Origin of the sequence: Kribbella turkmenica (assembly GCF_004348725.1) — a bacterium.
In the GTDB taxonomy this organism is placed as follows: Bacteria; Actinomycetota; Actinomycetes; order Propionibacteriales; family Kribbellaceae; genus Kribbella; species Kribbella turkmenica.
Window position 1 is genome coordinate 1 of the sequence record NZ_SMKR01000014.1, and the last position, 23023, is coordinate 23023.

The following is a 23023-nucleotide window of genomic DNA, read 5'->3' on the forward strand; positions in this document are numbered from 1 at the left end:
GTCAGAGGGGTATAAGAGACAGTCGCCGACCCCCCCCCCCACGCCGACACCGAAGCCGACCCCAACACCCGTCAAGCCGACACCGACCGCGAAACCGACCACCGCCTCGCCGAAGCCGGCCGGACCGGTCAAGGTCACGGTGGACATCGCCAAGCTCGACGAGGGCCGGGCTCCGCAGATCCCGCACCTGGTCGGCCGCGAGGTCCGTGGCGGCGCCGGCAGCTCGATCAAGATCCCCGGCAGCGGCAACATCCTCACGATCGGGCGCCTGGACACCGCCGCCCTCGCGGTCGTGATGACGGGCGAGTCGCAGACCGAGCTGCTGAAGGTCGACGGCACCGGCGACGTCCGCCGTACGCCCGACGTGACGTCGCTGGTGACGAAGGCGGACCAGTCGGCGGCGGCCTACGCGGCGAGCCGGCTGAGCAATCTCGGTGGGTCCAGGGAGAAGGGCGGCATCGTCTACGCCGAGACCGCCGGCATGAGTGGCTCGCCGAAGTCGCTGGAGCTGCCGGAGGCCTGGAGCGTCCAGGTGCTCGCGTACGTCGGCAGCAAGGTCTACTACCGCGCGGACAGTGATGACACGGGCGCCTGGAAGCTCTACAGCTGGGTGCCCGGTGAGTCGAGGCCTACGCTGGTCAAGACCGTCGCTTCACCGTCGGCGGTCTCACGGGACGGCCGCGTGGCTTCGTCGGTCAACTTGATCAACGACAGCGGCAGTTGCTCGTCGATGGTGGACGTCGCCTCCGGCAAGCAGTTCTCGCGGACCTGCGACTACTGGGTCACCGGATTCACGCCGGACACGGCGACCGCGGTCGGCGGACCGGCGTACGGCGACGGCTACTGCAACATGGTCCAGGTTGCGCTGGACACCCGGACGGGCAAGGTGATCCGGGAGTGGAACGGCTGCTTCCTGCAGATCGGCGTCGAGGACGACCAGCACGTCCTGATCGTCGCGGTCGGCGAGGGCCAAGGCGAGGAGACCAACGTCAAGCGAGCCATCGTCCGCTGCGATCTCACCACCGCCACCTGCGAACGAGCCACCCCGATCCTCACCGACACCTCCCTCGACCTCGGCACGTGATCTGCCGGTAGCAGACATTCCCGTCGGGGGTGGGGAATCGGAGCAGACTGGCGGGATGACGACGGTTGCTGTCCTGGCGGATGTTCATGGGGTGTTGCCTGCGCTGGAGGCGGTGGTGGGGGAGGACGACGTTCGGGCGGCTGATGTGGTTGTGCTGGCAGGGGACATCGCCAGTGGGCCGATGCCCGTGGAGACACTGGATTCGTTGCGGTCGCTGGGCGGGCGGGTGGTCTGGGTCCGGGGGAACGCGGATCGGGAGCTGGTCGCGATGGCTCGAGGGGAGTTCACCGGGGAGCCGCCGGACGGGGTGAGTCCTTGGGCGGCTGCGGAGTTGCGGGCCGACCAGGTGGAGTTGCTGGCGGGGCTGCCTTCGACGCACACGATCGGCGACGTGATCTTCTGTCACGCGACGCCGAGGGACGACGAGGAGCTGGTGCTGGTCGACAGTCCGATCTCCCGGTGGGCCGAGGTGTTCAGCGGGTTGCCGGACGAGATCCGGACCGTGGTCTGCGGGCACACGCACATGCCGTTCGCGCGGCAGGTCGACCGGCGGCTCGTGGTCAACGCCGGCAGCGTCGGCATGCCGTACGGCGCTCCCGGTCCGAGCTGGGCGTTGCTGACTCCGGACGGCGTGCAGCTGCGGCGGTCAGACCTCGACAGGACGAAGGCCGCCGAGCGGATCGTCGCGGAATCGTCGTACCCGGATCGGGAGGCGTGGGTCGCCGCGTACCTGCTGTCGAACTACTCCGACACCGAGGCCCTGGAGGCGTTCAGGCCCCGCGCCGAGGGCTGAGCGGTTACCGTCGTCACGTGTTCGTGCGACGGCGGAAGCATTTCGGGACCCTGGCCGACAAGGCGACGTACGCGACTCTGCATACGGCCTCGCTGGCCACTCCACACCTGCGCGAGGGGCTGACCCCGGCCGCGGCGGGCAAGGCTAGCCGGCACCTCCGGGACCTCCTCGGTACGGCGGCCATCGCCATCTGCGACTCGTCCGGCGTACTGGCCTGGGACGGCGTCGGCGGACCGTACGAGAGCAACCACCGCGGTGACGCCAAGGCGCTCGCCGCCGCGACGCTGCGCACCGGCCGTACGGCGGTCCTCGGCGCACATGACGTGGCCTGCGGCGATCCCCAGTGCCCGATCCGGACGGCGGTGCTCGCGCCGATCGTCACCGAGGAGCGAGTGGTGGCCGTACTGGTGGCGTACAGCATCAAGTCGTCGGCGGCGCTGGTCCGAGCGACCGAGGAGGTCGCCCGCTGGGTGTCCGGGCAGGTCGAGCTGGCCGAGCTCAACAGGGAGCGCACCCGGGCGATGGAGGCCGAGCTGCGGGCGCTCCGGGCGCAGATCAGCCCGCACTTCATCTACAACGCGCTGGCCGCGATCGCGTCGTTCGTGCGGACCGACCCGGAGCGGGCACGGGAGCTGCTGCTGGAGTTCGCCGACTTCTCCCGGTACGCGCTCCGGCGGGGCGGTGAGTTCACCACGCTGGCGGACGAGCTGCGGAACGTCGAGCGCTACCTGGTGCTCGAACAGGCCCGGTTCGGGGACCGGTTGAAGGTGTCGCTGCTGATCGCGCCCGAGGTGCTGCCGGTGGTGATCCCGTTCCTGGTCGTCCAGCCGCTGGTGGAGAACGCCGTCCGCCACGGTCTGGAGGGCACCACCGGCGCCGGCCGGATCACCATCCGCGCCACGGACCGAATCAACGACGCCGAGATCAGCGTGGAGGACGACGGCTCCGGCAGTGACCCGGAGGTCATCCGGGCCGCGCTGGCGGGCCAGTCCGGAAGTGACTCGATCGGCCTCGGGAACGTCGACGCCCGCCTGCGGCAGGTGTACGGCGACGCGTACGGCCTGGTCGTGGAGACCGCCGTGGACGCGGGCACCAAGGTGACGTTCCGGGTGCCCAAATACTCCTCGGGTGTACACGCTGTCCCGCGTTGACCGTGGTGGTGGTGCGAACTAGCGTCGACAGCGATCCCCCGATGGCGCGTGAGTATCGCCGTCGAACGGATTCGCCTGGCGGGGCAGGCGACGACTGGATCGCCTCCCAGGAGGCGATCGCAGCCCCGCGACAGCGGTTTCGCGCGGCTCCACGGCGCTCTGCGGTGGAGCCTCCTCGGAGAGGAGCGGTTACACGTGCCAGGCAACAGGGCAGTGATCTACAAGGGACCAGGCGACGTGGCGGTCGAGACGATCGACTACCCGAGTCTGGAACTCAAGGACGGTCCCGGAGTCAACCCGGCGAACGTGGGACGGCAGATTCCGCACGGGGCGATCCTCAAGGTCGTGGCCAGCAACATCTGTGGCAGCGACCAGCACATGGTCCGCGGCCGGACGACGGCCCCGTCCGGGCTCGCGCTCGGTCATGAGATCACCGGTGAGGTGGCGGAGGTCGGCCGGGACGTCGAGTTCATCAAGGTCGGCGACCTGGTCTCGGTCCCGTTCAACATCGCCTGCGGGCGGTGCATCAACTGCAAGGAGGGCAAGACCGGCGTCTGCCTGAACGTGAACCCGGATCGGCCGGGCTCGGCGTACGGGTACGTCGACATGGGCGGCTGGGTCGGCGGTCAGGCGGAGTACGCGCTCGTGCCGTACGCCGACTGGAACCTGCTCAAATTCCCCGACAAGGACCAGGCGCTGGAGAAGATCCGCGACCTGGCCATGCTGTCGGACATCTTCCCGACCGGGTACCACGGCGCCGTCACGGCCGGCGTCGGGACCGGTTCGACCGTCTACGTCGCGGGCGCGGGGCCGGTCGGCCTGGCCGCGGCCACGGCGGCGTTCCTGCTCGGCGCGGCGGTGGTCATCGTGGCCGACCTGCAGAAGGAACGGCTCGAGCAGGCGCGGAGTTTCGGCTGCGAGACGATCGACGTGTCGGAAGGTGATCCGAAGGACCAGGTCGAGCAGATCCTCGGTGTGCCGGAGGTCGACTGCGCGATCGATGCGGTCGGATTCGAGGCGCACGGCCACGGCACCGACGCACAGACCGAGCGTCCCGCCACCGTGCTGAACACGGTCATGGACGTCACCCGCGCCGGCGGCGCGGTCGGTATCCCGGGCCTCTACGTCACCGGCGACCCTGGTGCGATCGACGAGGCCGCGAAGACCGGCTCGCTGTCGATCCGGCTGGGACTCGGCTGGGCCAAGTCGCTGTCGTTCATGACCGGGCAGTGCCCGGTCATGCGGTACAACCGCCAGTTGATGCAGGCGATCCTGCACGACCGCACGCAGATCGCGAAGAATGTGAACGCCACGGTCATTCCCTTGGACGAGGCGCCACAGGGGTACAACCAGTTCGACCAGGGCGCGGCGCGCAAGTACGTGCTCGACCCGCACGGACTGATCAAGTAGACGCACAGGCGGACGGGAGCAGGGCGACCGCCCTGCTCCCGTCGCTCCGAGTCGTGACCGGGGCGACGGGAGCAGTGACAACTCGTTGGTCATACTGCAAGGAAGGGAATCCGTCACGAGAGCGACCCTCCATGGACAGTGACAGCCGGCTCGACCTCGAGTTCGCCTACACGACGTACCGGGACTGCTGTAGAGACCTCTACTCGCCGTACTACTACTGCCGGCGCCCGCTCGGCCACGACGGCGTACACGCGGCAGGCTTCGGCTCGGGCCGCGTCCGCTGGGAGCACCGGCCTGACCATGCTCCGCACCTGCTGTCCTGAGCAAGGGCGGAAGCGTGGCGGGCGGCACGGTGAAGCTGTTCCTGGGCGGCGATGTGATGCTCGGCCGAGGTGTCGACCAGATGCTGCCGCACCCGGGCGACCCGGCGCTTCGGGAAAGTTCTGTCAGGGATGCCCGGACGTACGTCGAACTCGCCGAGAGCAGGAACGGCCCGATCCAGCGACCCGTCGACCCTTCCTGGCCGTGGGGCGACGCGCTGGCGATCCTCGATCGCTTCGAGCCTGACGGACGGCTGCTGAACCTGGAGACGAGCATCACCCGCAGCGACGACTTCGCGGCCGGCAAGGGCGTCCACTACCGCATGAGCCCCGACAACGTGCCCGCTCTGTCGGCTGGCCGGCCGGATGTCTGCTCGCTCGCCAACAACCACGTCCTCGACTTCGGCATCGGCGGACTCGAGGAGACGCTCGATGCGTTGGGCACGGCCGGGATCGCGGTCGCCGGTGCGGGCCGGAACGCGGCCGCGGCGGCCCGGCCCGCGATCGTGCCGGTGGGCGACGGCGGGCGGGTCGTCGTCTTCTCCTTCGGTACGACGAGCAGCGGCGTGCCGGGCAACTGGGCAGCGGGCCCGGACCGTCCCGGCATCTCCCTGCTGCCGGATCTGTCCGGCGGCACCGCAGACGCGATCACCGCACAGGTGTCGCAGGTCAGGAGCCGGGGTGATGTCGTCGTCGTTTCGGTGCACTGGGGATCCAACTGGGGATACGCCGTGACGCCTGAGCAGGTCAGCTTCGCGCACCGGCTTGTCGACGGCGGTGCCGACATCGTGCACGGACACTCGGCACACCACCCGCGGCCGATCGAGGTCTACCGGGGCCGGCTGGTGCTCTACAGCTGCGGAGACCTGATCGACGACTACGAAGGCATCAGAGGTTACGAGGAGTACCGCGACGATCTGCGTCTGCTCTACCTGGCCACAGTGGACCGCACGACCGGCCGGCTGACCGCGCTGCGGATGGCACCGCTGCAGACCCACAAGCTCCGGCTGCGCCCGGCCGGGCCGGCGGACAGCGCGTGGCTGTGCCGGATGTTCAACCGGATGGGTCGGCGTCACGGCACCCGTTTCGCGCTCGCCCCGGACGGGCTGCTCGACCTCATTCCTTGGCATTAGTGTGTGCGCATGGCCGACAGTCCCCTGCGCGCGCTGGTCGCGGACGACGAGGAGCCCGCGCTGGCCGAGCTGGTGTATCTGCTGACGCAGGACAGCCGGATCGGCGAGATCAAGACCGCGTCGAACGGGCCGGACGCGCTGAAGATCCTGCAGGCCGCGGACCTGGACGTGGTGTTCTGCGACATCAAGATGCCCGGCCTGACCGGGATCGACCTGGCGCAGGTGCTGTCCAAGTTCCGCCACCCGCGTCCGCAGATCGTCTTCGTCACGGCCTACGACGAGCACGCGGTGGCGGCGTTCGAGCTCGAGGCGACCGACTACGTGATGAAGCCGGTCCGAGCCGAGCGGCTGTCCGAAGCCGTCCGCCGGGTCGTCACGGCCGGCGCACCGGCCGCGCTGCAGAGCGCGGACGAGACCGACGACGAGGTGATCCCGGTCGAGCTGGCCGGCGTCACCCGGTTCGTCCAGCGCTCGACGGTCCGGTACGTCGAGGCGCAGGGCGACTACGCCCGCCTGCACACCGGGCAGAACTCGCATCTGGTCCGGATCCCGCTGAGCACGCTGGAGGACCGCTGGCGCGACTCCGGGTTCACCCGGATCCACCGCAGTACGCTGGTCGCCCTCGCGCACGTGGACGAGATGCGCGTCGACGGCGGCCGGTGCGCGGTCCGCGTCGGCGGCGACTGGCTGCCGGTGAGCCGCCGCCACACCCGCGAGCTCCGCGACCTGCTGGTCCGGTCGACGTCGCTGCGCGGCTGAGGACGGCCGGGATGAGTACGCCGGAGGGACCGCGCCGGGTCCGGGTGACGAGCCCGCGGACGAGTGCCGCCCGCCGGCCGATCACCCCGACCGGCACCCGGGAGATCGACGAGCAGACCCGGCTCGGCGAGGTCTACATGCACTCGCTGATCCAGTCCCAGCTGCGGCTCGCGCTGGCCGTCATCGGCGGCGCGACAGTGCTCCTCGGCGGCATCCCGCTGCTGTTCGCACTGGTCCCGGCCACGCGCACCCTGGACGTGCTCGGCGTACCGCTGCCGTGGGTGATCCTCGGCGTCGCGGTCTACCCGGTCGTGTACGTCGCCGCCCGCGTCTACGTCCGCAACGCGGAGCGGATCGAGGCGGAGTTCACCGAGTTCGTCGGACGGCAGTAGTGCCTGCCGGTGGGAGGCACTGAATGTCTCCGGCAACCAGTTTGACCGCGATCGGGCTGGTGATCGTCGCGACCATCGGCATCGGGCTGTTCGGGTTGCGGATCTCGCGGACGACGAGTGACTTCTACGTCGCCAGCCGGGTGGTCACGCCGCGGTGGAACGCGTCCGCGATCAGCGGCGAGTACCTGTCGGCGGCGTCGTTCCTCGGGGTCGCCGGCCTGGTGCTGGTGAACGGCGCGGACATGCTCTGGTTCTCCGTCGGCTACACGGTCGGCTACCTGATGCTGCTCGTCCTGGTCGCGGCACCGCTGCGCCGGTCCGGCGCCTACACGTTGCCCGACTTCGCCGAGACCAGGTTCGAGTCCGCGTTCGTCCGACGGATCTGCGCCGGCCTGGTCGTCGGCATCGGCACGCTCTACCTGCTGCCTCAGCTGCACGGCGCCGGGCTGACCCTGCAGACGGTCACCGGCGCGCCGCCCGACGTCGGTGCCGCGGTCGTCGCGGTCATCGTGGTGATCAACGTCGCCGCGGGCGGCATGCGGTCGATCACCTTCGTCCAGGCGTTCCAGTACTGGCTGAAACTGACCGCGCTGGCGCTGCCGGTCTTCGTCATCCTGATCGCCTGGCGGTCGGTCGAGCACCCGGTCGGCGTACTCGAGGCGTTGCAGGGCGCGGGTGCCGAGTGGGCCGAGCCGTTGTCCACCGCGGGCGGCCGGGACCACCCGCTGTACGCGACCTATTCGTTGCTCTTGGCCCTTTGTTTCGGGACGATGGGCCTGCCGCACGTGCTGGTCCGGTTCTACACGAACCCGGACGGCCGGGCGGCCCGTCGTACGACCGTCGTCGTACTGGCGCTGCTGGGGACGTTCTACCTGTTCCCACCGGTGTACGCCGTGCTCGGGCGGACGTTCGCGCCGGATCTGGTCGGGAGCGGCGCGGACACCGTCGTACTGGAACTGCCGGGGCGGATCTTCCCCGGTACAGCAGGGGATCTGCTCGGTGCGCTGGTCGCGGCCGGGGCGTTCGCGGCGTTCCTGTCGACGTCGTCGGGACTCACCGTCGCGATCGCGGGCGTGATCGACCAGGACCTGTTGCGGAGCCGGCTGCACCGGTGGACCAGCGGGGATTACGTCGCGGTGAACAGCTTCCGGATCGCGGCCCTGCTGTCGATGTGTGTGCCGTACCTCGCGTTCCTGCTGACCGGGTCGCTGAGCCTCGCGGACACGGTCGGTCTTGCGTTCGCGGTGGCCGCGTCGACGTTCTGCCCGTTGCTGGTGCTCGGGATCTGGTGGCGGCGGATGTCGACGACCGGGGCCGCGGCCGGGCTGATCGTCGGCGGCGTCGCGGCGAGTGCGGCCGCGCTGGTCAACGTCGTCGGCGGGCCGGACGACGGCTGGCCCCAGGCCCTGGTCGGTCAGCCGGCCGCGTGGACGATGCCACTCGCGTTCATCACCGTGATCGTGGTGTCCAAGCTGACCCCGGACAAGATCCCGGCCGGCACCGCCCGCAGCATGGTCCGCCTGCACACCCCCGAAGCGGTCGACGTCGACCGCGGGCTGCCGCAGCCGCCGTACCGCTCGTCGTGAGGATTCGACCGCTCGTCGCAGCGGCGTGATCCACCGGACGACTGGTGTGGTCCATTGAGCGCTCGACGCGCGTGGGTGCTGTCGATCGGGCCGTGACCCGGACCACAGTACGACCAGCAGCAGCCCCCGCCGGCGTACCCGCCCGGCCTGATCTATGTCTGGAGGTCCCGCGATGAGCGATACGACGCGATCCGCGGGCGACCCGGAGCTCACGACGTACCGAGACGTCCAGGTGTCACCGGACTTCTCGGAGTTGCGTCGCCGGTTCCGCCGCTTCGTGTTCCCGATGACCGGCCTGTTCCTGGTCTGGTACTTCCTCTACGTCCTGCTCGCCGCGTACGCGCCCGGGTTCATGTCCTCGCGGATCGGCGGCAACATCAACGTCGCGCTGCTGTTCGGGCTCGGCCAGTTCGTGTCGACCTTCGCCATCACGATGATTTACGTCCGCTGGGCCGACCGGCGATTCGACGCCGAGGCCGACCGGATGCGTCAACTGATCGAGGGAGCCGACCGGTGACCGCCCCACTCTTGTTGCCACAGGCGACCGACATCGGCAACCCGACGGTCAACATCGCGATCTTCGCGCTGTTCGTGGTCGCGACGCTGGCCATCGTGATCAAGGCGTCCCGGAACAACCGGACCGCGGCCGACTTCTACGCCGGCGGCCGGTCGTTCACCGGCCCGCAGAACGGGGTGGCGATCGCCGGTGACTACCTGTCCGCCGCGTCCTTCCTCGGCATCGCGGGAGCGATCGCCCTGAACGGGTACGACGGCTTCCTCTACTCGATCGGCTTCCTGGTGGCGTGGCTCGTGGCCCTGTTGCTGGTCGCCGAACTGCTCCGGAACACCGGCCGCTTCACGATGGCCGACGTACTGTCGTTCCGGCTCAAGCAGCGGCCCGTCCGGATGGCGGCCGCGATCTCGACCCTCGGCGTCTGCTTCTTCTACCTGCTGGCGCAGATGGCAGGCGCCGGGGGTCTCGTCGCCCTCCTGCTGGGCATCGACGGCCGCGCCGGGCAGAGCCTGGTGATCGCCGTGGTCGGCATCATCATGATCACGTACGTGCTGGTCGGCGGGATGAAGGGCACCACCTGGGTGCAGATCATCAAGGCCGTCCTGCTGGTCCTCGGCGCCGGTCTGATGACGCTGTGGGTGCTGGCGAAGTACACCTTCAACCTGTCCGGTCTGCTCGGTGCGGCCGTCGACAGAAGCCCGGCGGCCGGTGAGAGGCTGCTCAACCCGGGTCTGCAGTACGGCATGACCGGTATCACCAAGCTGGACTTCATCTCGCTGGCGCTGGCGCTGGTGCTCGGCACCGCCGGTCTACCGCACGTGCTGATGCGCTTCTACACGGTGCCGTCGGCCAAGGAAGCCAGGCGCAGTGTCAGCTGGGCGATCTGGATCATCGGCATCTTCTACCTGTTCACGCTGGTCCTCGGGTACGGCGCCGCCGCGCTCGTCGGGCCGGACGTCATCAGGGCCGCTCCGGGCAGGGCCAACTCCGCCGCGCCTCTGCTGGCCTTCGAACTGGGGGGCGAGCTTCTGCTCGGGGTGATCTCCGCGGTCGCGTTCGCCACCATCCTCGCCGTCGTCGCGGGGCTCACGATCACCGCGAGTGCGTCCTTCGCGCACGACGTCTACGGCCAGGTGATCAAGAGGGGCGAGGTCAACGCCGACGGCGAGGTCCGGGTCGCCCGGATCACCGCCGCGGTGATCGGTGCGGTAGCGATCGTCGGCGGCATCTTCGCCAACGGGCAGAACATCGCCTTCCTGGTGGCCCTGGCGTTCGCCGTCGCGGCCAGTGCGAACCTGCCGACGATCCTGTACTCGCTGTTCTGGCGGCGGTTCAACACCCGCGGCGCGCTCTGGAGCATCTACGGCGGTCTGGGCTCGGCGATCGTCCTGATCGCGTTCAGCCCGGTCGTCTCCGGCAAGGTGGACGCCAAGACCGGCGCCAGCCTGTCGATGATCACCGACACCGGGATCGACTTCCACTGGTTCCCACTGGACAACCCCGGCATCGTCTCGATCCCGCTGGCATTCTTCCTCGGCTGGCTCGGAACCGTCACCAGCAAGGAGCAGACCGACGTCGACAAGTTCGCCGAGATGGAGGTCCGCTCCCTGACCGGCGCCGGCGCCGAGAAGGCGGTGCAGCACTGAGAGGGCCGAAAGACCTGTCAGGCAGGCCCTGCTGAACACCTGCGAACCTGCCTGACAGCCCCACCTCCGCCCCAAGACGGACCCGGTATCCCCTGAGCCCGGGTCCGTCTTCCACGTCTTACCGAGAGCCGTGCCCGCTGAGGTCGATGGAGACGCCCGCAGTCAGCCCACGACCAGACTGCGCCGACACCACATCGCCGTCGGCGCGCGGAGCACCGGGTGCGGAATCAGTTGAGTCTCAGGCTGGGCCAGAGGGTGTAGAAGGCGTCTCGGGAGCGGATGCCTCGCTGTTCCTCGGCGGCGTGGAGGCGGCCGAAGGTGAAGGCGTTGCCGCCGTCGAGGTGGACCTGGACGGCGAGCTGGCGGAGCAGGTCGCGGGAGACGACGGAGTCCTGGTGTTCGCCGAGGACCTCCTGGACTTCTTCGGCGCGGGCCGCGAGATCGGCGGCCTCGTCGCCCAGCACAGGTACGGCGGACTCCGCGGCGTACCGGAGTCGTTTGGCCGCCTTGCGGACCTCGTGGAGCTCGTGGTCCTGCTCGGCGGACGTCTCGGCGGCCTCGGAACGACGGACGGCCTTCCGCATCCGCTTCCAGTCGTGCTCGAGGAGGTCGCCGATCTGTTTCTTGGCTTTCCTGTCGTCCCCGGTCAGTGGCGGCCGCGCGATCAGCTCGTCGAGCGTGTCGAGGAGACGGAAGTACCGCTCGCTCTCCAACGCGGCCAGTGCACCGGCCCGGCCCTCCTTGTACACACCTCGCAGGTGGTCGTCGATCCGCCCGGCGACCCGGCCCATGACCAGCTCGTCCGGCTGTTCGGCGACCTCGGCGGCGAAGTGTTCCCGCTGGACCTCGGCGTCGCGCGCGACCCCGAGCTCACCGGCGAGCCACTTCAGCTCGGTCCGGATCCGGTCGCCCTGCTCGCGGTCCACCACCGGCCGGTACGTCGCCAGCGCCGACCGCAGGCGCCGGGTCGCCACCCGGAACTTGTGGATCGAGTCCGGCACGTCGCGGCGGACCTCGGGGTCGCGCTCGCGGATCGCCTGCACCTGCGCGCCGGCGTACGCCCGGAAGAGGTCGGACGTCAGCGGCTTCGAGGGCAGCTCCCACGCGTCGGCCGCCGGCACCCGATCACCCAGCGCACGGGCGAGTTTGCTCGGACCCGACGCGGGTGAGGCGCCGGCGGATCGCAGTACCTCCTCGGCGGCCTCCAGCAGTGCACGGTCGCCGCCGACCAGCTCGAGCTCCCACTCGCGCCAGCTGTCGGGCTCAGCGCCGGCGACGACAGCGGTGACGCGGTCGTCGGCGAGCTCCGCCAGTACGGCGCCGTCGGCGTCGAGCAACCTGTGGACGATGCGCTTCGTGCTCAACGTCACCACCGGAACGAGCTGAGAATCGCGCGCGTGGACCCGGACCGTTCGCACCACAGCGGCCGGCACGTTGTGGTTGGAGCGGCCGAGCGGGTGCCTGACCTCGAGCCGTTCCCCGGACGACACCGGGAACTTCACGTGCCAACCGTCGTCCTCGCCGCCGGTCCGGCGGCGCAGGGTCACCTTGTTGGCCGCGAGGACCAGCGCCTCGGTGTCGTAGTACACCGCCTCGAGGTCGAGCTCCACCGGTTGCGCGACACTCGCGACCCCGGGCAGCTCGTGCAGCGCCGGCAGGCTCGCGGCCTCGTCGACCTCGTACTTGGTCTCGATCTCGAGCTGCTCAGAGGGCGCCATGCACTCCTGTCTACCAGGCGTTCGTGAACTGGTCAGCGGAGTGCCCGCAGGTCGGCGCTCAGCCGTTCCAGATCGCGATCGGGTACGCCGTTGCGCGCGATCGCCGGCGTGGACGGCCAGGCCTGCCGGTCGTGGTTCAGCTGCAGGGCCCAGACGATCAGGGCGAGAAGGAGCAACAGGGTCAGCATTTCCGGCCTACCGAGGTGAAGAAGGTGTAGTGGAAGGTGCCGCCGGGTGCGGCGGTCTTCTCCAGGTCGCGGATGCCCGCCTGCCACTCGGCGGGAGTTCGCATCCCGGCGGCGAGCGCACGTTCGCGGACCGACTCGACCATCGCGACGAACGTCCTGCGGGTGAAGCCGTCGACCAGGTGCGGCAGCGTCTCGTCGGCGTACACGGTGCACGGCCAGGCACGGACGTCGCCGTACCCCGCGTCCTTGAGCAACGGCTGCAGTCGGCGGCCGATCAGTGCGTCGCCCCCGGACGCGGCCTGCAGGTCGACGAGGCAGTCGATCGCCGCCTGCGCCGCCGTACTCCGCGGGTGGTAGAACGCCGACTCGTGATCGCCCTCGATCACGGTGATCGTGCCCGCGGGCCGGATGAGCCGTCGCAGCTCGACCAGCGCCTCCTCGGGCTTGGGCAGGTGCTCGAGGACGAAGCAGACGAAGACGTGGTCGAAGGACTCGTCGGGGAAGGGCAGGTCGAGGAGGTCGCCGTGGTGCCAGTCCACCTGGGCGCCGACGGCGGCGATGCGGGCCTTCGCCTGGGCGAGCGACTCCTCGGAGATGTCGACCGAGACGAGGTCGATGCCGGGGCTGCGGGTCACCAGCTGGAGTGTCTGTGCACCGACGCCGCAGCCCGCCTCGAGCACGCGGCTCCCGGCCGGATAGCGGATGCCGGCATGCAGCAGGTCGGCGAGAGTCTGCGCCTGGTCGGTCAGCCGGCGGGACTCGGCGGGGGTGTAGCCGTGTACGTAGTCAGTTCCCATAGCTCCACGCTGACGGCATTATGGACTAGTGAACAGGTCCAATCAGGGCGAAATTGGTCGGTCCAAAGCAGGGGCCGACTTCCTTCAGCTGGACCCGTCCGAGGCGGAGGCGGGCGGCCTGTCGGACTGGCTGACCGAGCGGCTCCGGACGGCGATCTCGGACGGCCGGCTCCCGATCGGCAGCCGCCTCCCGGCGACCCGGGTGCTCGCCGCCGAGCTCCAGATCTCCCGCGGCGTGGTGACCGAGGCCTACCAGCGCCTCACCGAGGACGGCCACGTGGCCGGTCAAGGCCGCGCCGGCACCATCGTCGTCGCCGCGCCCACGCACAGGACGAACGGCGCGGCTGAACACGGGCGGCGTGGCCGGGGTGGTGCAGTCCTCAGGAACCAAGGACTGGTCAAGCCGTCGAAGGCGAAAACTCCGACGTGGGAGGCCGTGGTTTCCGCGCCCGGGCTGGACGTCTTCGACAGTCTTCGGGCAGCGCCGGCGCGGATCGATCTCACGCCGGGGGTGCCGGATCTGGCGGCGTTCCCGCGGGCGGCCTGGCTCAAGGCCGAGCGGGCCGTGCTGGGCAACCTGGAGTCCGCCGAGTTCGGGTACGGCGATCCGTCCGGGACGCCGGCGATGCGACGGGCGATCGCCAACTGGCTGGCGCGCAACCGGGGCGTCGCCGCGCACCCGGAGGACCTGATCGTCGTGGCCGGCGTCTCCCAGGCGATCGGCCTGGTCGCCCAGGTCCTGACGTCCCGCGGGATCACCGCGATGGCGGTCGAGGATCCCGGCTCGCTCGGTTCCCGGCAGCACCTGCACAACTGGGGTCTCGACACGCCGCCGATCCCGGTCGACGAAGGCGGCCTCCGGGTGGACCTTCTCCGGGAATCGGGTGCCCAGGTGGTGATGGTGACACCGGCACACCACTTCCCGACCGGCGTCGTCCTGGACGGTGAACGACGGCGGGCGCTGATCCAGTGGGCCGCCGAGGGCGGCCTGATCATGGAGGACGACTACGACGCCGAGCACCGGTACGACCGCCCGCCCGTTCCGGCACTGCGGGCGATGCTGGCCGATCAGGTGATCTACGCGGGCAGCGTCTCGAAGCTGCTCGCGCCGTCCCTGCGCATCGGGTGGATGCTGCCGCCGCCGCAGTACAAGGACGAACTGATCGGCAGGAAGCGGCTGGCCGATCTCGGCAACGCCGCGCTCCCCCAGCTCACCCTCGCCCACCTGATGGAGTCCGGTGAGCTCGAACGCCAGCTGCGCTTCCTCCGCCGGCGCCACCGCACCCGCCGCGACGCCATGTCCCGGGCAGTCGCCAACTATCTGCCCTCAGCAACCGTTCACGGTGCCGCCGCCGGACTGCATCTGACGATCACCTTCGACGGCGACGTGAACGACGTCGAACTGGCCGCGGCGGCGCTCCAGAAGGGCGTCAAGACCCACCCGCTGTCCTGGCACTGTCAGCTCCCGCACGCCCCGGGCTTGGTCCTCGGGTACGCCGCCCGCACGCCCACTGAGCTCACCGAAGCCATCGCCACCATCGCCGACGTCATGTGACCGAGGGACAGGCGGTGGGCTCGGCCTCCTCAGCGTGTGTAGAGCGGTGACATCGCCAGTGCGAACGAGGTCATCGTGTCCGGGTCGATCGCCCGGGCCGGCAGCGGCACCAGGTCGACCAGTTTGTCGGCGCCGACCCGGATCGTGGTGCGACCGGTGGCGGCGTCGACGTACGCCTCGTCGCCGAGCGGGATCGACTGAGCCGTCGGGGCCTTGCGGATCGGCGCCATCAACGCCTCCGCACTCGGCGTACGGCGTACCGAGGTCGAGAGCACGCTGGTCGGGGTGACCCAGCCGCAGACCAGGTCGCCGAGTGCGGTCCGGCCGTCCCGGCGGACCATGGCGGGCGCGCCCATCACCTTCGCCGCGGCCGGCGAACCCCGCTCGCAGTCCGGCTGCGCGATCAGCGGCTGCGGCTCGGGCAGCCCGGGCGCCTGCCGGACGACCTCCTGCCCGAGGACGACGTACTTCGCGAGCGTGGCCGGCGGACCGCTGACCTTGTACAGCCTGCCCTTCAGCAGGAACACCACGAACGTGCTGGTCCCGAACCCGCCCTCGCCGACGACCGCGGCCCTGGCCGGCTCCCGCTTGGTCGCCGCGTAGGCCTTGTCGGCGCCCGTCAGCGTCGCCTTCGTTGCCGGCAGCACCGAAATCCCGACCCGCAGCACCGGGCCGCTCGGACTCGTGCTCAGGCCGAACTGGCAGACGTCGTACGTCGGCAGCCCGAAGTCGGCCGGCGCGGCCTTCGTCTGCAGGGTCACCACCGGGGCCCCGAGGGTCGCCTGCACGAGCGGCTGATCCATCCGCACGCACAGCGTCTCCGCGACCTTCGCGGTCGGCGGGGTGCTCGGCGAGGGGGTTTCCGACGGCGTCTCGGGGGGCGTCGTACTCACCGAGACCAACGGCGGCACGTTCGGCGCGGTCTCGTTGCCGGGGCCGCCACAGCCGACCACGGCGAACAGAGCGGCGGCCAGGACTACAGGACGGATACGCATGGTGACTCGACTCTAGTGCCCCGCAAGCGCCAAGTGACATCCGGCGCTGGGCACTCAACTCGCCGCGCGCAGCTCCCTTTCCCGGACCGCGTGTTCGTCCGTGCGGGCGTCGTACCGCCAGAAGTCGCGCAGCCAGGCCGCGGTGGCGACGACGCCGGCGACGCACAGCACGCCGCCGCTGACGATCGAGGTGCGGACGCTGGTCAGGTCCGCCACCAGGCCGGACCGCGACTGGCCGCCGAGCGGGCCGAGCGAGTACGACAGCATCTCGATCCCGGCGAGCCGGCCGCGCATCTCGTCCGGGATGGTCTGGTTCCAGATCACCGCGCGGAACAGGCCGGAGATCATGTCCGCGCCGCCGGCGATCGCGAAGAACGCGATCGCGAACCAGATGTTCGGCGCCAGCCCGGCGATCCCGACCGAGGCACCCCAGGTCATCGTCGCCAGGACGACGGCCCGGCCGTGGTGGTGCACGTGGCGGGCCCAGCCGCTGGTGAGCGTCGCGAGCATCGCCCCGACGGCCTCCGCGCTGTAGAGGAGGCCCAGCAGTGCCGGCTCCTTCAGCACCTCGGTCGCGAACGCCGGGAACAGCACGATCGGCATCGCCAGGAACATCCCGACCATGTCGACGGCGTACGTCCCGAGCAGGTCCCGGCGGCGGACTGCGTAGGTGATGCCTTCCCCGATCGCGCGCAGGCTGGGCGGCGTACTGTGCTCGCTCGTCTTGTACGGGCGAAGCAGCAGGTAGAGCAGCGTCGCGGCGGCCAGACCGGCCAGTTCGACCGTGAAGGCCCAAGCGACGCCCGCCGTGGCGACCAGGACACCGCCGAGCGCGGGACCGGCCAACTGGCCGACCTGGAGAGTGAGCGCGTTCAGCGTGACCGCGGCCGGCATCTCCTCGTGCTTCACCACCCGCGGGAACAGGGCGTCCCGGCTCGGACGCTGCAGTGACGAGGCGATCGCGTTCAGGGCGCCGCAGACGTAGATCAGCCAGACCTGCGGGTTCGTGAGCAGCGTGTTCGCGAGCAGCACCGCGCAGACGGCGACCTGGGCGATCCCGGTGCCGATCAGCATCTTCCGCCGGTCGACGTGGTCGGCGAGCGCGCCGCCGTACAGGCCGAACACGACGAGTGGTGCGATCGTCACCAGACCCATCGCGCCGACGGCGAAGTTCGAGTGCGTCAACTGGTACAGCTGGTAGGGCAGGGCGACGTACCCGACCATGCCGCCGAGGAAGAACACCGAGCCCGAGATCACCAGGATCCGGAAGTCGCGGGAGCCCCGCCAGGGAGTCAGATCGACGCGCAGCCGGGAGAGGCGTTCGCGGACACGTGAGGCCACCGGCACATGGTGACACGGCACCCTGACCCAGAAGGAATCGTTTTCCGGCCCGTGGACCCGTTGGTTGCCGTCGGCTCCGATTCCGGGCGTTCAGGCGAGCGGGAGCAGCGGGCTCAGGTCGGTGCGTTCGCCGCTCGCGCGCAGTCTGCCGGTGGCGCGGGCGTCCGCCCAGGTGGTGCGTCCGAGGGCCAGGTCGATCCACAGCTCGGGCGGCAGTTCCACCACGGCGCCCGGGGTCCCGCGGGTGTGCCGGGGACCCTCGATGCACTGGACCGCGCCGTACGGCGGAACGCGGACCTCGACCGCGTGCCCGGGAGCCTTCGCGACCAGGCGTTTCAACAGGTGCTTGGTGAGCAGCTTCAGGTCGGCGCGCTCCGCCGTACCGGCGTCGTACCGCTGCAGGGCCTGGTCGAGAGCGGGGTCCACGACGAGCCAGCGTACGCGCGAATTGTGGACTCGCCCCCTTCGTGGTCGATAATCAGGCGGAGAGACGGAAGCGAGGTCGGGATGCTCACGCCCAGGCACCAGGCGCTGCTGATGACGCTGGCGGGAATGACCGTCGGCGTAGCTGTGTTCGGCAGCGTGCTGGCGATCAACGGGAACCTGACGGGTAACGACACCCCCGCAGGGATCGTGAACTCCCAGTCCTCCCCCAGCACCCCCTCGTGCACGGACTGCCTGCAGTCCGACTCGCTGCGGTACGCCCTGCAGGCCTTCGGCACCAAGGACGATCCGGTGTCCGCCGAGGTGCCCACCGGCTGGAAGAGCCCCGAGGACGGCACCCGGCCGCGGTTCGCGGACCCGAGCGGCGTCTGGCAGATCCGGTTCGACACCCGCGGCAGCAGCCGCTCCCCGAACGAGCAGGTGGACAGCCGTGCCCGCAGCATCGACGAGCGCGACCTGAAGGTCATCAGCCGCGACAACGGCACGCTCGTCTACACCTACGCCGACCAGACACGCGGGCCGCGGATGGGTCTGTCCCGCTGGATCTCCACCGACCACGGCGAGAGCACCGCGATCGAGATCACCGTCGGCGGCCGCCCGAAGGACGAGGCCGCCCTGCGCGCCGTGCTCGAGCACGCGACGCAGACCCTCCAGCTGCCGGCGTCAGCGAACGACAACCGGCCGAGCTGACCTCAGCACTTGATGTCCGCGGTCGGGGCGGTGCCCTGGAGCAGGTAGCTCTCGACCGCGTTGTCGACACACGCGTTCCCAGCCTTGTAGCCGGTGTGCCCGTCGCCGTCACGGGTGATCAGGACACCACTGTCCAGCTGACTCGCCAACCCGACGGCCCACTCGTACGGCGTCGCCGGGTCCCGCGTGGTGCCGACGACCACGATCGGCTTCGCCCCGGCCGCCTTGATCGGGTGCGGCTTGTCCTTCGCCTTCGCCGGCCAGTTCGCGCACGCCAGCGAGCCCCAGAGCAGGAACGACCCGAAGCGCGGTGACTCCGCCTTGTACTCCGGCTCCTCAGCCTTGGCCTGCGCGATCGAGGTGATGTCCGGGCGGTCGAGGCAGTTCACGGCGTAGATCGCCTCGTTGCTGTTGCTGGCGTAGCCGCTGGGCTCGCGGTCGGTGTACTCGTCGGCCAGCGCGAGCAAGCGGGCGCCGTTCCCGGCCAGACCGTCCAGGACTGCGTCCTCGAGCCGCGGCCAGAAGTCCTTCACGTACAGCGGGTAGATGACCCCCAGCACCACGAGGGCCTGGGTGACCTGGCGCTTCCCGTCACCCGGCAGGGGGGTCGCATCGCTGTCGTTGATCAGCTTGTCGACCTTCGCGAGCACCTCCTCCTTTGAGCTGCCGAGCCGGCACGACCGCTGCGCACAGTCCTCGGCGAACGCGTCCAGGGCGGTGTCGAAACCCTTCGCCTGGGCGATGTTGTTCTGCTTCGAGGTCTTCGACGGGTCGACGGCGCCGTCCAGCACGAGCCGCCCGACGTTCTTCGGGAACAGCTCCGCGTACGTCGCTCCCAGGTACGTGCCGTACGACATGCCGAGGTAGTACAGCTCCGAGTCACCGACGATCCCCCGCAGTACGTCGATGTCGCGGGCGGCGTCCTTGGTCGACACGTGCGGCAGCAGCTCGCCGGAGCGCTGCTGGCACCCGTTGGCGAGGATCTTCGACTCCTCGTTCAGCTCGTTGATCTCGGCGTCGTCGTCCGGGCTGCCGTCGGTCGCGATGAACTTGTCCAGCTGCGCCGTGTCCAGGCAGCGCACCGGTGTCGACTGCGCCACGCCGCGCGGATCCCAGCCGATCACGTCGAACTTCCGCAGCAGCTGTGCGCCCAGCACGAACCCGGCCGACGCGGCGAACTCCTGCCCCGAGGCGCCCGGACCGCCGGGGTTGATGAACAGCGTGCCGATCTTGCCCCCGCGGTCCCGGGCCAGCACCTTGCGCGCCCGCAGCTCGATCGTCTCGCCCGCCGGCTTCGAGTAGTCGAGCGGGACGGTGATGGTCGCGCACTGCTGGTTCGAGCCGCAGCGCTCCCAGTCGGGTCGCTGCTCGTAAAACCTGTCCAGGCCCGCCGGGACGGGGCCTGCCGGGCCCTTGGTCGGATTGCCACCGCTGGAGCCGCTCGAGCTGCCGTCGCCCGCGTCCTGGGCCCGGCTGGCCACACCGCAGCCACTCGCCAGGACCGCCAGCACCGCTGTGAGGGCTATGCCGGCCTTGAGGGGCGTGGGCCGGGTCCTCGGCTGCGGGGTGAGCGCGGTCGTCCTGCGGTAACTCACTGCGAAGTGTCTCCCTCGTCGTCATGGTGCAGGCGCCTGCGCCGCCGTGGCTTCCGCTTCCGCGGCTGCTCCCCGGCCTCGGGCTCCCCGGCGGCCGCCGTTGAGTCCGCCGCCGCCTCCGCGGCCGGCTTCGCGGTGGGCTCCGTCGTCTGCGCGACCTCGGCTTCCGCCGGCTCGTCGATCAGCGGTGGCGCGTCCGGGGTCGTCGTACTGGAGGCCTCGTACTGCTGCCGCGGCGAGCAGACGTCCGCCCGGCTGCAGGCACACCGCCGGCCCGACGCGGCCAACCGCACCACCACGGTGTCGCTCGGCACATTGTGTCCGACCACCACTCCATCACCTGCGGGGGTCTCCACCGGCGTCCCGGTCGGCGGGGCCTTGGCGTTGAACTCCTGGTACAGCGGGTGCTCGTATTTCAGGCAGCACATCAGCCGCCCACACGCGCCGGAGATCTTCAGCGGGTTCAGCGGCAGATCCTGGTCCTTCGCCATCCGCACGCTGACCGGCTCGAAGTCCTTCAGGAACGTCGCGCAGCACAGGTCCCGCCCACACGGCCCGATCCCGCCCTGCAACCGCGCCTCGTCCCGCGCACCGACCTGCCGCAACTCGATCCGCGCCCGCAGCCCCCGGGCGAGATCCCGGACGAGCTCGCGGAAGTCCACCCGCTGCGGCGCGGAGAAGTACACGATGACCAACTGGTCCACGTCCGGCCGCCGGTCGACGAAGTCGATCCCGACCACCTTCATCGGCAACCCGTGCTGCCGGATCAACCGCTTCGCAATCACCCGCGCGTCCGCCCGCCGCTGCCGGTTCTGCTCGTCCCGATCCAGGTCCGACGCGGTCGCGATCCCCTCACACAGCGGCAACCCGCCGATCTCCTCGGTGACGTACTGCGGCGCCCACACGCACTCCGCCACCTCCGGACCGTCATCTGTCGGAACCAGCACTTTGTCCCCGACGCGCGGACGATGCGGGCCGGGGTCCAGGTAGTAGAGCCGCCCGTACCGCTCGAACGACACAGCCATCACCATGCCCACGCGGCCAGAGTACTTGCTGCCCCCGTACAAGGTTCTGGCGACAGCTGGGCTAGGACGGAGCCGGGTCGATTCGAGCGCGCGGAGCGGCCGTGACGCCCGGCCGAGTTGGCCTAACGACGAGTGTTCTTCACGGAGTCTGTGAGTCGGTCGAAGTCGGGACCGTACGCCGCGCAGACGACCAGGCGGTCGTCGGCGTTCCAGAGTTGTCTGGTGGGGGTCCAGTAGTCCCACTCGAGCTCGGTGGTCTTCACGGTCGAGCCGACGTACTCGGCGAACGCTGTGGCGCAGGCGTCCTCGCCGGACTTGTCGACCTCACGGTCGCCGGGCCAGGGGCCGTCGGGGAGGGCGACCCCGGCGATGATCTCGCCGTCGTGGGCTTCGGTGCAGGGTCGCCGGACGACCTCGTCCTCCTCGTCGCCGTCGTCGAAGCATTCGCCGACGGCCAGGTCGTCGACGTACGTCGACGGCGCGGAGTACGACGAGGCCGGCTCGGAGGCGTCGTAGTCGTCGGCGGAGCTGAAGCCGATCGCGAACATCACGATGAGGTAGATCAGCCAGCCGACCGTGCCGAGTCCGCCGAGCACGATGCCGGTGATCGCCATGGGTTTGCCACCGTCGTGGCGCTTCCTGATCTGCACCAGGGCACCGATGCCGAGGCCGACCGCCACCGGTGCGGCGATGCCGATGCAGAAACCGCCGATCCCGGTCGCCAGCGCGGCGATCGCGAGCCCGTTGGTGCCGCTGCCGGCCGCCGCCGGGTAGCCGTAGCCGTACGGCGCCGGCCAGGTCCCCGGATACCCCGGCTGACCGTACCGCGCCTGCCCACCAGGCTGACCGTAGGGCGCCTGACCGTAGGGCGCCTGACCGTAGGGCGCCTGACCGTAGGGCGCCTGACCGTAGGGCGCCTGACCGTAGGGCGCCTGACCGTAGGGCGCCTGACCGTAGGTCGACTGCCCGTACGGTGTCTGCCTGGTCGGCTGAGTCTGCCCCGGCGCCGCCCACTGGGTCGATCCCGCCGTCTGTCCGTAGAGGGTCTGTCCGGCGGACGGCTCGGCAGGCGGTTGCTCAGGGCGCACGTACGCCGGGAACGACCTCGGCACGTCCTGGGGCCGTTCCGGCTCCGGTCCGTAGGGTGGCTGACTCAATCGATCCCCCAGTGTTCCCCGCGGGTGCTACCGCTGCGACCCGCGCATGCTACCCGTCAGGTGGTTCCCCGGCATGCCGACCAAACACAGGACGTTGCCGTCAGCAATGGCACGATCCTCCAGCACGACGTAGTACATGTCCAGGTCCGACTGCTCGTACGGCTTGCCGACGAAATCGCCGAACGCGGTCGCGCACTGCTGGGTGGCGACCGTCTCCTTGTCCTCGGCCGACAGCCCGGCCAGGTTGGCACGCACCTTTGCGTACGCCTCACCGGTGTGAGCGACCGCACAGTCGGCGATCCGGACGACCAGCAGCGTGTCCGCGTCCAGGTCGGCGTCGAAACACTGCTGTACGGCGACCTCGGAGATGGCGACCGTCCGTCCGATCCCGGCCCGGCGTTCGCCGTACAGGCCGAGGGCGACCGCGACCCCGATCGCGATCATCCAGCACAGGCTGATCACGAAGGCGCCGTACGCCAGCCGCTTGCCGCGGCTCCCGGTCCGCTTGATCCGGCGCAGCGCGATCCCCGCCAGCACCACGGCGACCGGCACCAGCCCGGGCAGGCTCGTCACCAGAGCCGCGATGGCATACCGGTCCTGGCGCTGCTGCGCCGGTGTCGGAACGCCCGCGAGCCAGGACTCGGCCGGCGGCAAGGATGGCCGGGCAGGCTGGATCGGGGGCGGTTGCGTCATTCAGGTCCGTTCGGGCAGTACGCCGAGCCTTCTGCCC

Annotated in this window: 23 protein-coding genes; 13 read left to right on the plus strand and 10 right to left on the minus strand. The window is 70.2% G+C overall.

The features are described 5' to 3' along the window. The first annotated feature begins 139 nt into the window (after positions 1 to 139). From E1218_RS05080 to E1218_RS05130, 11 genes are all read left to right on the plus strand, one after another. Entirely contained in the window at positions 140 to 1084 is a 945-nt protein-coding gene (locus E1218_RS05080) for a hypothetical protein (RefSeq protein WP_132316736.1), read from the plus strand. Positions 1085 to 1139: 55 nt separating this feature from the next. Further along, positions 1140 to 1877 (plus strand): metallophosphoesterase family protein, encoded by a 738-nt coding sequence (locus tag E1218_RS05085; RefSeq protein WP_132316738.1) that lies wholly within the window; start codon positions 1140 to 1142, stop codon positions 1875 to 1877. A gap of 17 nt (positions 1878 to 1894) precedes the next feature. Then, on the plus strand, positions 1895 to 3028 hold the full coding sequence (locus E1218_RS05090) for a histidine kinase (protein ID WP_132316740.1): 1134 nt from the start codon (positions 1895 to 1897) through the stop codon (positions 3026 to 3028). A gap of 195 nt (positions 3029 to 3223) precedes the next feature. Further along, positions 3224 to 4438, plus strand: a complete 1215-nt coding sequence (fdhA, locus tag E1218_RS05095) for a formaldehyde dehydrogenase, glutathione-independent (protein WP_132316742.1) — start codon at positions 3224 to 3226, stop codon at positions 4436 to 4438. A 131-nt stretch (positions 4439 to 4569) separates the two neighbouring features. Continuing rightward, positions 4570 to 4761 carry a hypothetical protein gene (locus E1218_RS05100; protein ID WP_132316744.1) on the plus strand — a complete coding sequence of 64 codons (192 nt, stop codon included), beginning with the start codon at positions 4570 to 4572 and terminating at the stop codon, positions 4759 to 4761. Between the two features lie 14 nt (positions 4762 to 4775). After that, positions 4776 to 5891 carry a CapA family protein gene (locus E1218_RS05105; protein WP_132316746.1) on the plus strand — a complete coding sequence of 372 codons (1116 nt, stop codon included), beginning with the start codon at positions 4776 to 4778 and terminating at the stop codon, positions 5889 to 5891. Positions 5892 to 5900: 9 nt separating this feature from the next. Then, on the plus strand, positions 5901 to 6650 hold the full coding sequence (locus tag E1218_RS05110; protein WP_132316748.1) for a LytR/AlgR family response regulator transcription factor: 750 nt from the start codon (positions 5901 to 5903) through the stop codon (positions 6648 to 6650). Positions 6651 to 6661: 11 nt separating this feature from the next. Continuing rightward, entirely contained in the window at positions 6662 to 7042 is a 381-nt protein-coding gene (locus tag E1218_RS05115) for a hypothetical protein (RefSeq protein ID WP_132316750.1), read from the plus strand. A 23-nt stretch (positions 7043 to 7065) separates the two neighbouring features. Then, the gene (locus tag E1218_RS05120) at positions 7066 to 8628 is read left to right on the plus strand and encodes a sodium/solute symporter (RefSeq protein WP_132316752.1); all 1563 of its coding nucleotides are present in this window, start codon (positions 7066 to 7068) and stop codon (positions 8626 to 8628) included. Positions 8629 to 8800: 172 nt separating this feature from the next. Next, positions 8801 to 9145: a DUF485 domain-containing protein gene (locus E1218_RS05125; protein WP_132316754.1), complete on the plus strand. Its 345-nt coding sequence runs from the start codon at positions 8801 to 8803 to the stop codon at positions 9143 to 9145. Then, entirely contained in the window at positions 9142 to 10788 is a 1647-nt protein-coding gene (locus E1218_RS05130) for a solute symporter family protein (protein ID WP_132316756.1), read from the plus strand. The genes E1218_RS05125 and E1218_RS05130 overlap by 4 nt, the downstream gene beginning before the upstream one ends. Positions 10789 to 11015: 227 nt before the next feature. Here the strand turns inward: E1218_RS05130 and E1218_RS05135 are convergent, their stop codons facing one another. Genes E1218_RS05135 through E1218_RS05140 form a run of 3 tightly spaced genes read right to left on the minus strand, consistent with a single transcriptional unit; the run spans position 11016 to position 13491 of the window. Continuing rightward, positions 11016 to 12506, minus strand: a complete 1491-nt coding sequence (locus tag E1218_RS05135) for a CYTH and CHAD domain-containing protein (protein ID WP_132316758.1) — start codon at positions 12504 to 12506, stop codon at positions 11016 to 11018. Positions 12507 to 12538: 32 nt separating this feature from the next. Beyond that, positions 12539 to 12694 carry a hypothetical protein gene (locus tag E1218_RS35900; RefSeq protein WP_165949127.1) on the minus strand — a complete coding sequence of 52 codons (156 nt, stop codon included), beginning with the start codon at positions 12692 to 12694 and terminating at the stop codon, positions 12539 to 12541. After that, positions 12688 to 13491: a methyltransferase domain-containing protein gene (locus E1218_RS05140; RefSeq protein ID WP_132316760.1), complete on the minus strand. Its 804-nt coding sequence runs from the start codon at positions 13489 to 13491 to the stop codon at positions 12688 to 12690. The genes E1218_RS35900 and E1218_RS05140 overlap by 7 nt, the downstream gene beginning before the upstream one ends. A 28-nt stretch (positions 13492 to 13519) precedes the next feature. Between E1218_RS05140 and pdxR the strand changes: the two genes are divergently transcribed. Next, positions 13520 to 15046, plus strand: coding sequence for a MocR-like pyridoxine biosynthesis transcription factor PdxR (pdxR, locus tag E1218_RS05145; RefSeq protein WP_132316762.1), 1527 nt, complete (start codon positions 13520 to 13522; stop codon positions 15044 to 15046). A 29-nt stretch (positions 15047 to 15075) separates the two neighbouring features. On the opposite strand, the gene E1218_RS05150 is transcribed toward pdxR, so the two are convergent. The 3 genes from E1218_RS05150 to E1218_RS05160 all read right to left on the minus strand — a co-directional run bounded on the left by E1218_RS05150 (position 15076) and on the right by E1218_RS05160 (position 17808). Beyond that, on the minus strand, positions 15076 to 16041 hold the full coding sequence (locus E1218_RS05150) for a hypothetical protein (protein WP_233712012.1): 966 nt from the start codon (positions 16039 to 16041) through the stop codon (positions 15076 to 15078). A 54-nt stretch (positions 16042 to 16095) separates the two neighbouring features. Then, positions 16096 to 17382 carry an MFS transporter gene (locus E1218_RS05155; protein WP_132316764.1) on the minus strand — a complete coding sequence of 429 codons (1287 nt, stop codon included), beginning with the start codon at positions 17380 to 17382 and terminating at the stop codon, positions 16096 to 16098. Positions 17383 to 17472: 90 nt separating this feature from the next. Continuing rightward, positions 17473 to 17808: a sterol carrier family protein gene (locus E1218_RS05160; protein ID WP_132316766.1), complete on the minus strand. Its 336-nt coding sequence runs from the start codon at positions 17806 to 17808 to the stop codon at positions 17473 to 17475. A gap of 81 nt (positions 17809 to 17889) precedes the next feature. Between E1218_RS05160 and E1218_RS05165 the strand changes: the two genes are divergently transcribed. Further along, on the plus strand, positions 17890 to 18516 hold the full coding sequence (locus E1218_RS05165) for a hypothetical protein (RefSeq protein WP_132316768.1): 627 nt from the start codon (positions 17890 to 17892) through the stop codon (positions 18514 to 18516). A gap of 2 nt (positions 18517 to 18518) precedes the next feature. On the opposite strand, the gene E1218_RS05170 is transcribed toward E1218_RS05165, so the two are convergent. From E1218_RS05170 to E1218_RS05185, 4 genes are all read right to left on the minus strand, one after another. Continuing rightward, complete coding sequence (locus tag E1218_RS05170) at positions 18519 to 20111, minus strand: alpha/beta hydrolase (protein WP_233712013.1); 1593 nt, start codon at positions 20109 to 20111, stop codon at positions 18519 to 18521. Continuing rightward, positions 20108 to 21142, minus strand: a complete 1035-nt coding sequence (locus tag E1218_RS05175) for a PSP1 domain-containing protein (RefSeq protein WP_132316826.1) — start codon at positions 21140 to 21142, stop codon at positions 20108 to 20110. Before E1218_RS05175 ends, E1218_RS05170 begins: the two co-directional genes overlap by 4 nt. A 116-nt stretch (positions 21143 to 21258) precedes the next feature. Next, positions 21259 to 22248: a DUF4190 domain-containing protein gene (locus E1218_RS37925; protein ID WP_132316770.1), complete on the minus strand. Its 990-nt coding sequence runs from the start codon at positions 22246 to 22248 to the stop codon at positions 21259 to 21261. A gap of 72 nt (positions 22249 to 22320) precedes the next feature. Further along, positions 22321 to 22986, minus strand: coding sequence for a DUF4190 domain-containing protein (locus E1218_RS05185; protein ID WP_132316772.1), 666 nt, complete (start codon positions 22984 to 22986; stop codon positions 22321 to 22323). Between the last annotated feature and the right edge of the window lie 37 nt (positions 22987 to 23023).

Bases quoted from the DNA above. Each gene is read 5' to 3' on its own strand.
- E1218_RS05085 (WP_132316738.1), top strand. From the start codon at position 1,140: ATGACGACGGTTGCTGTCCTGGCGGATGTTCATGGGGTGTTGCCTGCG.
- E1218_RS05100 (WP_132316744.1), top strand. From the start codon at position 4,570: ATGGACAGTGACAGCCGGCTCGACCTCGAGTTCGCCTACACGACGTAC.
- E1218_RS05110 (WP_132316748.1), top strand. From the start codon at position 5,901: ATGGCCGACAGTCCCCTGCGCGCGCTGGTCGCGGACGACGAGGAGCCC.
- E1218_RS05115 (WP_132316750.1), top strand. From the start codon at position 6,662: ATGAGTACGCCGGAGGGACCGCGCCGGGTCCGGGTGACGAGCCCGCGG.
- E1218_RS05120 (WP_132316752.1), top strand. From the start codon at position 7,066: ATGTCTCCGGCAACCAGTTTGACCGCGATCGGGCTGGTGATCGTCGCG.
- E1218_RS05125 (WP_132316754.1), top strand. From the start codon at position 8,801: ATGAGCGATACGACGCGATCCGCGGGCGACCCGGAGCTCACGACGTAC.
- E1218_RS05135 (WP_132316758.1), bottom strand. From the start codon at position 12,506: ATGGCGCCCTCTGAGCAGCTCGAGATCGAGACCAAGTACGAGGTCGAC.
- E1218_RS35900 (WP_165949127.1), bottom strand. From the start codon at position 12,694: ATGCTGACCCTGTTGCTCCTTCTCGCCCTGATCGTCTGGGCCCTGCAG.
- E1218_RS05140 (WP_132316760.1), bottom strand. From the start codon at position 13,491: ATGGGAACTGACTACGTACACGGCTACACCCCCGCCGAGTCCCGCCGG.
- E1218_RS05150 (WP_233712012.1), bottom strand. From the start codon at position 16,041: ATGCGTATCCGTCCTGTAGTCCTGGCCGCCGCTCTGTTCGCCGTGGTC.
- E1218_RS05165 (WP_132316768.1), top strand. From the start codon at position 17,890: ATGCTCACGCCCAGGCACCAGGCGCTGCTGATGACGCTGGCGGGAATG.
- E1218_RS05175 (WP_132316826.1), bottom strand. From the start codon at position 21,142: ATGGTGATGGCTGTGTCGTTCGAGCGGTACGGGCGGCTCTACTACCTG.
- E1218_RS05185 (WP_132316772.1), bottom strand. From the start codon at position 22,986: ATGACGCAACCGCCCCCGATCCAGCCTGCCCGGCCATCCTTGCCGCCG.